At 57.2% G+C, this 11,178-nt stretch carries 13 protein-coding genes and 1 tRNA gene; 5 read left to right on the top strand and 9 right to left on the bottom strand.

Translation table 11 applies throughout. From position 1 onward, the window contains the following. Positions 1-25: 25 nt before the first annotated feature. The 3 genes from KBP52_RS07760 to KBP52_RS07770 form a co-directional block, all read right to left on the bottom strand. A complete protein-coding gene (locus KBP52_RS07760; protein ID WP_077571943.1) occupies positions 26-982 on the bottom strand; it encodes a sugar ABC transporter substrate-binding protein in 957 nt (318 codons plus the stop codon). A gap of 201 nt (positions 983-1,183) precedes the next feature. Beyond that, complete coding sequence (locus KBP52_RS07765) at positions 1,184-1,633, bottom strand: hypothetical protein (RefSeq protein ID WP_116031048.1); 450 nt, start codon at positions 1,631-1,633, stop codon at positions 1,184-1,186. 185 nt (positions 1,634-1,818) lie between these two features. Then, positions 1,819-1,998: a hypothetical protein gene (locus KBP52_RS07770; protein ID WP_147304419.1), complete on the bottom strand. Its 180-nt coding sequence runs from the start codon at positions 1,996-1,998 to the stop codon at positions 1,819-1,821. Between KBP52_RS07770 and KBP52_RS07775 the strand changes: the two genes are divergently transcribed. From KBP52_RS07775 to KBP52_RS07785, 3 genes are all read left to right on the top strand, one after another. Further along, on the top strand, positions 1,982-3,070 hold the full coding sequence (locus tag KBP52_RS07775; RefSeq protein ID WP_034152752.1) for an asparaginase: 1,089 nt from the start codon (positions 1,982-1,984) through the stop codon (positions 3,068-3,070). The genes KBP52_RS07770 and KBP52_RS07775 overlap by 17 nt on opposite strands. 175 nt (positions 3,071-3,245) lie before the next feature. Then, positions 3,246-3,536, top strand: coding sequence for a DUF1654 domain-containing protein (locus KBP52_RS07780; RefSeq protein WP_212622544.1), 291 nt, complete (start codon positions 3,246-3,248; stop codon positions 3,534-3,536). 4 nt (positions 3,537-3,540) lie between these two features. After that, complete coding sequence (locus KBP52_RS07785; RefSeq protein ID WP_077571941.1) at positions 3,541-4,230, top strand: endonuclease I family protein; 690 nt, start codon at positions 3,541-3,543, stop codon at positions 4,228-4,230. 55 nt (positions 4,231-4,285) lie between these two features. Here KBP52_RS07785 and KBP52_RS07790 read toward each other — a convergent pair whose 3' ends face one another. Together KBP52_RS07790 and KBP52_RS07795 are read right to left on the bottom strand one after the other, a co-directional pair. Continuing rightward, positions 4,286-5,197, bottom strand: a complete 912-nt coding sequence (locus KBP52_RS07790; protein WP_212622545.1) for a siderophore-interacting protein — start codon at positions 5,195-5,197, stop codon at positions 4,286-4,288. Positions 5,198-5,284: 87 nt separating this feature from the next. Beyond that, positions 5,285-5,653, bottom strand: coding sequence for an SPOR domain-containing protein (locus tag KBP52_RS07795; protein WP_116031044.1), 369 nt, complete (start codon positions 5,651-5,653; stop codon positions 5,285-5,287). Between the two features lie 250 nt (positions 5,654-5,903). On the opposite strand from KBP52_RS07795, the gene csrA reads away from it, so the two are divergent. Further along, the gene (gene csrA, locus KBP52_RS07800) at positions 5,904-6,098 is read left to right on the top strand and encodes a carbon storage regulator CsrA (RefSeq protein ID WP_003179932.1); all 195 of its coding nucleotides are present in this window, start codon (positions 5,904-5,906) and stop codon (positions 6,096-6,098) included. 217 nt (positions 6,099-6,315) lie between these two features. On the opposite strand, the gene KBP52_RS07805 is transcribed toward csrA, so the two are convergent. Beyond that, positions 6,316-6,771, bottom strand: coding sequence for a DUF2214 family protein (locus tag KBP52_RS07805; RefSeq protein WP_212622546.1), 456 nt, complete (start codon positions 6,769-6,771; stop codon positions 6,316-6,318). Between the two features lie 604 nt (positions 6,772-7,375). Next, positions 7,376-7,452: transfer RNA gene (locus KBP52_RS07810), tRNA-Val, on the bottom strand. Between the two features lie 183 nt (positions 7,453-7,635). On the opposite strand from KBP52_RS07810, the gene KBP52_RS07815 reads away from it, so the two are divergent. Next, a complete protein-coding gene (locus KBP52_RS07815) occupies positions 7,636-8,919 on the top strand; it encodes an FAD-binding oxidoreductase (RefSeq protein WP_212622547.1) in 1,284 nt (427 codons plus the stop codon). Between the two features lie 48 nt (positions 8,920-8,967). Here KBP52_RS07815 and KBP52_RS07820 read toward each other — a convergent pair whose 3' ends face one another. Then, a complete protein-coding gene (locus KBP52_RS07820; RefSeq protein ID WP_212622548.1) occupies positions 8,968-9,939 on the bottom strand; it encodes an XdhC family protein in 972 nt (323 codons plus the stop codon). 1 nt (position 9,940) lies between these two features. Further along, positions 9,941-11,176 (bottom strand): cytochrome c, encoded by a 1,236-nt coding sequence (locus KBP52_RS07825; RefSeq protein WP_212622549.1) that lies wholly within the window; start codon positions 11,174-11,176, stop codon positions 9,941-9,943. Positions 11,177-11,178: the final 2 nt, after the last annotated feature.

The raw sequence follows: 11,178 nt of genomic DNA on the forward strand, positions 1-11,178 counted from the left end.
GAGCGCCGTTGTGTCGCCAGAAGACTTACTGGGTGACCAGCTCGACCGGTGTTTCGATCACGCCGTTGGCGCCGCTGTCGACTTTCTCGCCCTTGATGATTTTCAGCGCGGTTTCGATGCCGAACACGGCTTGCTTGGCAGCGAACTGGTCAGCAGTAGCCAGCACGCGACCGTCCTTCAGCATTGGCTTGATGGCATTGATGTTGTCGTAACCGACGACCTGAACCTGACCGGCTTTGCCCGCGGCGCGCACGGCGGAGACAGCACCTACAGCCATGCTGTCGTTACCGGCCAGCAATGCTTTGACGTCCGGGTATTCGCTGAGGATCGACGCGGCAACCTTGTTGCCCTTGTCGATTTCCCAGTCACCGGATTGCAGGGAAACGATCTTGATCTGTGCAGCGTCCATCGCATCCTTGAAGCCAGCAGTGCGCTGCTGGGCATTGGTGGTCGTGGACACGCCTTCAATGATGCCGACTTCGTCACCGGCCTTGAGCTGCTTGGCCAAGTATTCGCCGACCAGACGCGCGCCTTTGCGGTTGTCCGGGCCTACAAAAGGCACGCTGATGTTTTTGCTTTTGACGATGGCCGGATCGAGCTGGTTGTCGATGTTGATCACGGTGATGCCGGCATCGACGGCTTTCTTGATCACCGGCACCATGGCCTTGGAATCGGAAGGCGCGATCACCAGTGCATTGACCTTGGCCAGGATCATTTGCTCGACGATGCGGGTCTGGCCAGCAGTGTCGGTTTCATCCTTGATGCCATTGGAGATCAGGTCGAAATCGGCGGAGTGTTCTTTCTGGTAGGCCTTGGCGCCATCTTCCATGGTCAGGAAGAATTCGTTGGCCAGAGACTTCATGACCAGCGCGACTTTAGGTTTTTCGGCGGATTCGGCGAATGCCGAGGAGACAGGTAGTGCAGCGGCTGTGGCAGCCAGCATAGCGACAGCAAGAAGACGTCCAGCGAATGGCAGCTTCATGGGTTCACTCCGATCTTATGATTATTGTGAGCAACGCTTGCGCTGGCGTAAGCTACTTGGCTTTCTGCCGGGCCATAAAGCGCCGGGAGCGCCACGCAAACGTTTGCGTAGACCGAACTATGCGAATCCCGCCGACATTTGTCAACAATCAGAAATCGTCATTTGTTGTAGGGCGAATCGTCGGACTCGCCCCTTCGCTGCTTATGCCGTGGTGCTGACCAGGTTACCGCTGGTGGAACTCTTGGTCATTTCCTTGACCAGTGCACCGGCCACTTCTGCCATCGCAGCGCTGGTTTGCGCGATTTGCCCCTGAATGGACATCACCGCCTGCGATTTGGCCTCAGGCGTCGGATAGCTCTTGGCCTGTGCGGCCGCCAGTTGTTGTTGCTGCTCCTGAAGTTGCTTCTGCAGTTCCTGCATGCGCTTGAGCAACATCTTGACCGTGACGCTCAGGTTGTCGCCGCTTTCAGCCTTGCTGTCTTCTGGCGCGGCAGCACCACCGGTCCTGACCTGATTGTTCGATTCTTTCTCTGTGCCCAGCGCCTCGGTGGAAGCCTCCGCTCCCGCCTCGCTCAATGCATTGATAGTCGCTGCGGTTTTGCCGCCGATGGTGACTGCCGCAGGATTAGATAAACCGACCGTCAGTGACATGTGAACTCCCTAGATTCTGTTTCCTTGAACAACCATCGGCCCCCGCGAAGGTTTCTTTAGCAGAAAAGCCGAAACCGGCCACTCGAATCACTCGACAAAAGCAGTAGTCCTTTTCGGAGAGCCGAACGCGAAAGCGTCCAGTGTTCGGAAACCCGGATAAACGATTCGCCCCGCAATTTGCCAACTCAAAAAATCTTGATGTAAATCATCAAGTTAAACATTTCTCTGACGCAAAGTACGGCTGGTACAGATCCTGCTCCCTTCACCGCACCCCGGGCATCCAGATCGGCTTGGGGTGCATCTAGATGAACCTGCATCAGCACCGTCTCACTACTAGAGAGAAAAATAATGAAATCTGCTTTCAACACTTTGGTTCCGGGCGCTTTGGCCCTTCTCCTGCTCCTGCCCACCGCCCTTCAGGCGAAAGAAGTCGAAACCCAGACCAAGCTCGCTAACGTCGTAGTACTTGCCACCGGCGGCACCATCGCCGGCGCCGGCGCAAGCGCCGCCAACAGCGCCACCTACCAAGCGGCAAAGGTCGGCGTAGAGCAATTGATCGCCGGCATTCCCGAACTGAGCAAACTGGCGAACGTGCGTGGCGAACAAGTCATGCAGATTGCCTCGGAAAGCATCACCAACGAAAACCTCCTGCAACTGGGTCGTCGTGTAGCCGAACTGGCCGACAGCAAAGACGTCGACGGCATCGTCATCACCCACGGCACCGACACCCTGGAAGAAACCGCTTACTTCCTAAACCTCGTGGAAAAAACCGACAAGCCGATCATCGTCGTCGGCTCGATGCGCCCGGGCACTGCCATGTCCGCCGATGGCATGCTTAACCTGTACAACGCCGTGGCCGTGGCCAGCAGCAAAGAAGCGCATGGCAAAGGCGTACTGGTGACCATGAATGACGAAATCCAGTCCGGTCGCGACGTCAGCAAGATGATCAACATCAAGACTGAGGCCTTCAAAAGTGCCTGGGGCCCACTGGGCATGGTGGTTGAAGGCAAATCCTACTGGTTCCGCTTGCCAGCCAAGCGTCACACCATGGATTCGGAATTCGACATCAAAAACATCAAGAGCCTTCCTGACGTAGAAATCGCTTATTCCTACGGCAACGTCAGCGATACTGCCTACAAGGCTCTCGCCCAATCCGGTGCCAAGGCAATTATCCATGCCGGTACCGGTAATGGCTCAGTCTCCTCCCGCGTGGTTCCAGCCCTGCAAGCGCTGCGCAAGGATGGCGTGCAAATCATTCGTTCGTCCCACGTCAACGCTGGCGGCTTCGTTCTGCGTAACGCCGAACAGCCGGACGACAAGTACGACTGGGTTGTTGCTCACGACCTGAACCCGCAGAAAGCTCGCATCCTGGCAATGGTCGCCCTGACCAAAACCAACGACAGCAAAGAGCTGCAACGGATGTTCTGGGAATATTGATGGACCTTCGCCCAATCAATTCTTGATTGGGCACCCTGCGCCACTCGCCTGACCGGTGGGTGGTGCATCGCTCATAACGCTCTCGCACTTTTCCCACAAAAAATTCGACACGACCTACACCAAACTCGGAAAACCGCTGTCAGAGGATTTTCTTGAATTTTAAGCAGTTGCGAAAATGCTTACAGTTAAATACTGTATGCACGTACAGCTTAATAAGGATAACCTCGTGGCCACCTCCCCTGATGCTCCTGACGCTTACGAACGTATGGGCATGCGCGTTCAGAAAATCATCAATTCCCCCGCCGCACAAAAAGCCAAAGCCGCACTGATCTTCCGTCTGCCGGACGAGCCGATGGACGAGTGGGAGCGCCTGCTCGAGGAAATCGACGAGAACGACAACGTCACCCTCGCCTATCGCGACGACGGTGGCGTGCAGATTTTTTGGGTTGTACCGAAGGAAGATTGATTCAATGAGTGTCCGCTGTTTTGCTTTGCTGCTTTTGTTCATCGCCGTGGGTGCCCAGGCTGGCGCACCCCGCACATTTACCGAAGCCAAGAAGGTCGCCTGGAAGCTGTATGCGCCGCAATCCACAGAGTTTTATTGCGGGTGCAAGTACACCGGCAACAAGGTTGACCTGAAGGCTTGCGGTTACGTACCGCGCAAGAATGCCAAGCGTGCGTCACGCATTGAATGGGAACACATTGTGCCGGCCTGGCAGTTCGGCCATCAGCGTCAGTGCTGGCAAGAAGGTGGACGCAAAAACTGCACGCGTTACGACCCAAGCTATCAAAAGGCTGAAGCCGATCTGCATAACCTGGTGCCGAGCATTGGCGAGGTCAATGGCGATCGCAGCAATTTCAGCTACGGCTGGCTGCCAGTGCAATCCGGGCAATACGGTTCATGCCTGACCCAGGTTGACTTCAAAGCGAAGAAGGTCATGCCTCGCCCGTCCATACGCGGCATGATTGCCCGCACTTATTTTTACATGAGCAAGCAGTACGGCTTGCGCCTGTCGAAACAGGATCGACAATTGTATGAGGCGTGGGACAAGACTTACCCGGTGCAGGACTGGGAGCGTCAGCGCAATCAGAGCGTGGCGTGTGTGATGGGCCGCGGTAATGAATTCGTCGGCCCGGTGAACATGAAAGCCTGCGGTTGATTTCAGCGCAGAAAAAAGGCCTCGAACGTTATGTTCGAGGCCTTTTCATTTGTGCCTAGTTGGCTGCCTTGTTGTGACGCCAGTAGCCCATCAAATTGAGAGACTCACGAGGCATGCCACATTCTTTGATCAGGTATCTGCGCAAACTCATCACCGCCGCCGACTCTCCGGCAATCCAGCCATAAAAGCCCTCAGTGGCGGTATCGGCGATTTCCCAGAGAATGTCCTTCTCTATGTCAACGTCAGCCAATTCAATCGCTTGCCCCACTGAAGATACATGGACGGGCAAAGTCGCCGCCCTGACCGCCTCCACCATCAGCGCTCCCGCGACTGTTTCGCTCGCAGGTTCCCGGATCAACCAACGTACCGACAACGCCGGCCAATCAGGGACGTCGAGCATGTCCTGAGCACTGTCCACTTCGAAAAATGCCTGAACTTGTGGTGGCTCGGCGAGCATCGCCAACTCATCAAGAATGCCCATGGCTGCTGGCAGCGCCGTCGCATCTGCAACGAGCAAAAGCTGCTTGAGTGCCTGTGGCGGCTTCCATTCAAAACCGCCGGCCTCCTGCGCCGAGAAATGGCGATCAGGCGCAAGGATCTGCATCGAATCACCAGGCTGCGAATGCAGCGCCCAACGCGACGCCGGCCCGGTCTCACCGTGCAGAACAAAATCAATATCGACTTCGCCTTGCTCCGCGCGTAAATGCCGGATGGTGTAGGTGCGCATAGCGGGACGTCGGTCTGCCAGCATCGCGCGAAACCGGGCGTACCAACCTTCCTCTTGAGAAAGCTTGGCCTGCGAGCCATTGGCTGCAGGAAAGAACAGCTTCACCCGCTGATCCGGCGCCCAGGTCGCCATTTCTCGGACTGGAAGACCGACGAGCGTGATCCGCATCATGTGCGGGCTCAACCGGGTTTTTCGATGCAAGGTTACATCGAACAATTTGTAAGGATTGGCGGAGGCCATGGGGAACTCCTTCAGGAAATCATCAACGACTTCAATAGGAACGAGTCGCGCTAGAGAGCCTTTAGGAGATTCCGCCGACTGGAACGTTTACGGCGTGAGCGGATGCTCGACCAACACCGATTCAACGTTTTGTTTCTTGGCCTTCACCAGCGCAGCATCCACTTGAACCTTGCGAGCTTCCGCTTCAGCCTGGGAGTTGAACGGGCCAATCAGAATTCGCGTTTTGCCGCTGCTGTCCTTGATCACCGTAGGCACGAAGGCGTGCTCGATGAGCCAGCCACTCAGGTCGCTGACAGCCTGTGGCGTTTCACCGCGCACTTCGAGATCCCATTGTGGTGCAGCGGCCGCCGCCGGCGCCGTCACTGCTGCCGACTGTGGTTTTGGTGCGTCTGCATTCTTGCCTTCACCACACCCTGCCAATACCAGTGCCGCGACTACCCAAACCAATTTGCGCACAACGCTTTCCTCGAAATTCTCAAAGCCGCGATCTTATCATTCATAAATACTTCGCGAGCCCCGCAAAATGGGCACAAAACAACGAGATTGATGCCTGCAGCCTCTGTATAGTTACGCCCTGGGAATTAATGCCGCATCTGCGCGTCAGAAAGAGGCACCCAAACCGTGAGACTTCGCACTAATCTATACGTACCACCGACCTCTGCACTGTCTGAATCAGGTGCCCTACAAAGCAATCAAGGAGAAGACCATGCTGATACTCACCCGCAAAGTCGGTGAAAGCATAAACATCGGTGATGACATCACTATCACCATTCTGGGCGTAAGCGGCCAACAGGTCCGCATTGGTATCAACGCTCCGAAAAACGTTGCCGTGCACCGTGAAGAGATTTACCAGCGCATTCAGGCTGGCCTGACCGCCCCGGACAAGCCACAAACTCCCTGAGCCGCCTCGCAGTCAGTAGCCAGTCCGTTTTACCTTGTGGAATGACTGGCTAGAGATTCACGCGCCGTTTTGCCATCCGCTCCCACCTCGCTGGGTACGGCGCCTGACACATGATCCTTCCGCGTTACCTTCCCGCCCTTTCTGCTGATCGATACTACCGAGCATTCTCAAGGCTGGCTGTCGGACATTTCCGATAGAGCGAAGGGAATTGGCCTTCCTACCCGAACGTCACACCACGTGCCATGCCTGTGGCTGCAACCATCATCAGCACCAGTAGCAGCGCTTCGACGTGACTGATGCGTGCAAACATCTTTGCTCTCCCGGTATCGAGCACCGCCCCCCGCGCCTTGGCGATCCGCCATTTGATCAGCGTGATCATCGGCGCAAACTCCATCAACAGAATCAGCACGAACAGCGTCATCTTCAGGTGAAACAGCGGCTGATGAAGATAATAGTCAGTGCCTTTTTCGTAACCGCCAAAGGCACGCATCCCGCCTGTGATCAACAAGATCAGCGCGCAAATCCCCCAGAAATTGTCAGCCAGCAGAACCCGCCCGGCCTCCCCCGTCCCGGCCGCCAGGCGACTGAACGCCGTCCCACGCGTCAGCACCGCCCAAAAACCCAAGGCAAATGCCAGCAGATGAACAGCTGCAAGAAACCAATGAACCAGCATCGATACACCCTCATCAGAAAGAGTTGAAAATCGGCCAGTCAGTAGTAGTTGAAAAAACAAGGATTTGCCTGCGGGGTGTCGCCAGGCTTTCAGGAGAGATCGAAAGGAGAAATTTCAGCCAGTTGAGGCAAATCGCAGGCAAAAAAAATCCCAAGCAGCTGATGGAAGCTTGGGATTTAAAAATGCATAAACCGTGGTGGTGAACGCGGGGCGAATGTTACTTAATCCCACGATCAGTAACAACATTTTTTTGATAACCGGTTGGTTAGTAACAGTCGTAACCTGTTCAATATCCACACTTTTTCAAAGGGCGCTGGCGACGAACGGTGAATAGTCAGCCAACTGCCTGCCCCGACGACGCAGAAATTCGATCATAGGTGGGAGGCACGACGAAGACTTGCGCACGCCATTCAGCAAGGACTGCTAAACGGTGAAGCACGACTCGCAGTGGATCAACAGGCCTCGCATGGAATTTCGAATGCCCTGAGAACTAAACGCGAAGTCGAGTTGACGCTCTGATGAGGGTTTTGCAAATAGCAGACAACAAAAAAGGGCCCACCTTTCGGTGAGCCCTTCTAGACCGCCCAGCAGAGCGGATTTTGTTTGGTAGGCGCGATTGGACTCGAACCAACGACCCCCACCATGTCAAGGTGGTGCTCTAACCAACTGAGCTACGTGCCTGCTGTGAGGCGGCATTCTACGGAATTCCGGAGGGGTGTCAACACCTTTTTTTCACCTAACCCTATGAATATGCAAAATATTTAATTTCGGGTCGCTGAGGAAGATTTTCCGGTGGCTGGCGGAGGTTTTTCAACTCGGGTAGGATCGGCGCACTCGTAAAATATATTAAACAGAGGCTGCAGGATGGCGAACACCCCTTACCCAGAGTCTTATTACGCTGCGTCGGCCAACGCTGTACCGCCCCGCCCTGCCTTGCAGGATGATGTGGAGACGGACGTCTGTGTGATCGGCGCCGGGTATACCGGATTGTCTTCTGCCCTGTTTCTGCTGGAAAACGGTTTTCGCGTCACCGTGCTGGAAGCGGCCAAGGTCGGTTTCGGCGCCTCCGGGCGTAATGGCGGGCAGATCGTTAACAGTTATAGCCGTGACATTGACGTGATCGAACGCAGTGTCGGTCCCAAGCAAGCGCAACTACTCGGACATATGGCGTTCGAGGGTGGCCGGATCATTCGCGAGCGTGTGGCCAAGTACAACATCCAGTGCGACCTGAAGGATGGCGGCGTGCTCGCCGCATTGACAGGCAAGCAGATGGGCCACCTCGAATCGCAGAAGCGCCTCTGGGAGCGCTTCGGTCATACGCAGCTGGAATTGCTCGATCAACGTCGTATTCGCGAAGTGGTTGCCTGCGATCAGTACGTCGGCGGCATGCTCGACATGAGCGGCGGGCATATTCATCCGCTGAACCTCGCGCTCGGCGAAGCGGCGGCGGTCGAGTCCCTCGGCGGCATCATCTATGAGCAATCGCCTGCCGTGCGCATCGAACGCGGCGCCAATCCGGTGGTGCATACGCCGCAAGGCAAGGTCAGGGCCAAGTTCATCATCGTCGCCGGCAATGCCTATCTCGGCAACCTGGTACCTGAACTGGCGGCCAAATCGATGCCATGCGGCACGCAAGTGATCACCACCGAACCGCTGGGCGATGAGCTGGCGAAAGCCTTGCTGCCACAGGATTATTGCGTTGAAGACTGCAATTACTTGCTCGACTACTACCGCCTGACCGGCGACAAACGCCTGATCTTCGGCGGTGGCGTGGTGTATGGCGCGCGCGATCCGGCGAACATCGAAGCGATCATTCGCCCGAAGATGCTCAAGGCTTTCCCGCAACTCAAGGATGTGAAGATTGACTACGCCTGGACAGGAAATTTCCTGCTGACCCTGTCGCGTTTGCCGCAAGTCGGCCGTTTGGGCGACAACATCTACTACTCGCAGGGTTGCAGCGGCCACGGCGTGACCTACACGCACCTGGCGGGCAAAGTATTGGCTGAGGCTTTACGCGGCCAGGCTGAGCGCTTCGATGCGTTTGCCGACTTGCCGCACTACCCGTTTCCCGGCGGGCAACTGTTGCGCACACCGTTTGCCGCACTGGGTGCGTGGTATTACGGGCTACGCGATAAATTCGGGATGTAAAAAAGGGCCGCTGAATAGCGGCCCCTTTTTATTCAACACTGAACGGTTTCAGAGCTGATCCCGAGCAATCCCGCTGCGGATGCGCAAGATATCTGCCAACACTGCCAAGGCAATTTCCGCCGGCGTCTTGCTGCCGAGGTTCAGACCGATCGGGGCATGAATGCGCGCCAGCTCAGCCTCGCCCAAGCCGCCAATCCGACGTAACCGCTCGAAGCGCTTTTGCGACGTCTGCTGCGAACCCATCACGCCAATGTAAAAGGCTTCAGTGCGCACCGCTTCCATCATCGCCAGGTCGTCGATACGTGGATCGTGGGTTAGCGCCACGACCGCCGTATCACGATGACAGCCACCGTCGGCAATAAACACCGATGGCAATTGCCGACGAATTTCCACGCCATCCAGCGCCACGCCTTCCAGCACTTCATCGCGCGGATCACAGAGAATCACTTCAAAGCCGAGGCCGACAGCAAACTCGGCACACGCCTGCGCCACACTGGAATACCCGGCGAGCAACAAGCGCTGGGCCGCGCCGACACGAATGCGCACACGATCAATCTCACGCTCGATCCGCGCACCCTGCTCGCGATCAGCGAACAGACTGCGCGCACCGCTGGCCAGATCAACCTCGCGAATCAAGCGCCGCTGACCGAGCAGCGCCGACTCCAATTCACGCAAATGCGCCTGTACTTCACAGTCAGCGTCAAATTTCTCAACCAGCACATCGAGAATGCCGCCACAGGGCAGGCTCACCCGCGAACGCGGATCATCGCCTTCGCCGTAACGCACGACGTTGACCGCATCGATAAACGCACCTTCGGCGACGCGCTCAAGGAAATCTTCCTCGACGCAACCGCCGGACAGCGAGCCGATCCACTGTCCGCAATCGTTCACCGCCAGCAGCGAACCCGGCGCACGCGGTGCCGAGCCGTAAGTGGTCAGCACGGTGCAAAGCCAGATGCGCTGCCCCGCCACCGACCACTCCAGCGCTCGCCGCACCACTTGTAGATCGAGATGCTGCATGTCAGTGCGCCTTGTGCTCGATGGACGGTGCGTCGGCTTGCAGTTTCTGCACGTCGCTCACCGCCAGTTCAGCGGACTGACCACCCCAACCTTGACGCAGGTAGTTGAGCAGATCGGTCAGCTGTTCAGGACTGAGCTTGTCAGCGAAACCCGGCATTGGTTGCATGTGCTCGAACCCGGAGAACTTCTGTTCGCCAATACCATCCTCGATCACCCGCAACAGATTGCGTGGATCTTCGAGGCGCAACGTGGTGTTGCCGCGCATGGCCACCGCGATGTGCGGCTTGCCTTCGCCACCGACCGCGTGACAGCCGGCGCAGACGTTCAGGTACTCCTGCTGTCCGCGCTGGGCGCTGGCGCTGAGTTTTTCTACTGGCACTTCGACGAGGGCTTTGGCGGCTGGCGGTTTGTCGCCGAGCAGGAACGTCGCCATCGCTGCCAGATCGGTATCGTTCAGGCCTTGCGTGCTGTTGTGAAACACCGGGAACATTTCGTTGAACATCGTCCCCTGCGCGCTCATGCCGTGCTTGAGGAACGTGGCCAGATCCTGCTCGTTCCAGCCGCGAGCGGCCAGATCGGTAGCCAGCAGGCTCGGTGCCAGATAACCATTGAGGATGCCGCCAGTCAGACGCTTGTCCAGCTGCATCGCACCCGGCAGGCCGCGTGGCGTGTGGCACTCACCGCAGTGACCGAGGACTTCGACCATGTACTGGCCGCGTTTCCAGGCTTCGCTTTTGCCTTCGGCTGGCTCCAGCTTCAGCGCTTTGCCGTACATCATGTTCCAGCCGATCAGGCCCGGACGCACGTTGAACGGGAAGCTCAGGCTGGTAACCGGGGCTGGGCGCTCGATCGGTTCGATGGTTTTCAGGTAGGCATGGATCGCATCCGAATCTTCACGCGGCATCAGGTGATACGAGGTGTAAGGCATCGCCGGATACAGGTTCGCCTCGTCACGACGCTTGCCTTCGGTCAGCGCGGCGAAGAACTCGTCATCGTTGTACAGACCGATGCCGTGCTCTTTGCTCGGGGTGATGTTGGTGCCATAGATCGTGCCGAACGGCGAGACGATCGGCAGGCCGCCGGCAAACGGCGCGCCGCCCGGTGCAGTGTGGCAAGCCATGCAGTCAGCGGCGCGAGCGAGATACTCGCCGCGCTTGACCTGATCATCGGCGTGGGCAAACAACACCGGCGCAGCGAGGCCGACCGCCAGGGTCAGGCGGGTCAGAAAAAGCTTCATGC

The organism is Pseudomonas sp. SCA2728.1_7, assembly GCF_018138145.1.
Lineage (GTDB): Bacteria > Pseudomonadota > Gammaproteobacteria > Pseudomonadales > Pseudomonadaceae > Aquipseudomonas > Aquipseudomonas koreensis_A.

Coding starts and splice junctions, on each gene's coding strand:
- KBP52_RS07760 (WP_077571943.1), bottom strand. CDS start 982: ATGAAGCTGCCATTCGCTGGACGTCTTCTTGCTGTCGCTATGCTGGCT.
- KBP52_RS07765 (WP_116031048.1), bottom strand. CDS start 1,633: ATGTCACTGACGGTCGGTTTATCTAATCCTGCGGCAGTCACCATCGGC.
- KBP52_RS07775 (WP_034152752.1), top strand. CDS start 1,982: ATGAAATCTGCTTTCAACACTTTGGTTCCGGGCGCTTTGGCCCTTCTC.
- KBP52_RS07780 (WP_212622544.1), top strand. CDS start 3,246: ATGCTTACAGTTAAATACTGTATGCACGTACAGCTTAATAAGGATAAC.
- KBP52_RS07785 (WP_077571941.1), top strand. CDS start 3,541: ATGAGTGTCCGCTGTTTTGCTTTGCTGCTTTTGTTCATCGCCGTGGGT.
- KBP52_RS07790 (WP_212622545.1), bottom strand. CDS start 5,197: ATGGCCTCCGCCAATCCTTACAAATTGTTCGATGTAACCTTGCATCGA.
- csrA (WP_003179932.1), top strand. CDS start 5,904: ATGCTGATACTCACCCGCAAAGTCGGTGAAAGCATAAACATCGGTGAT.
- KBP52_RS07805 (WP_212622546.1), bottom strand. CDS start 6,771: ATGCTGGTTCATTGGTTTCTTGCAGCTGTTCATCTGCTGGCATTTGCC.
- KBP52_RS07815 (WP_212622547.1), top strand. CDS start 7,636: ATGGCGAACACCCCTTACCCAGAGTCTTATTACGCTGCGTCGGCCAAC.
- KBP52_RS07820 (WP_212622548.1), bottom strand. CDS start 9,939: ATGCAGCATCTCGATCTACAAGTGGTGCGGCGAGCGCTGGAGTGGTCG.
- KBP52_RS07825 (WP_212622549.1), bottom strand. CDS start 11,176: ATGAAGCTTTTTCTGACCCGCCTGACCCTGGCGGTCGGCCTCGCTGCG.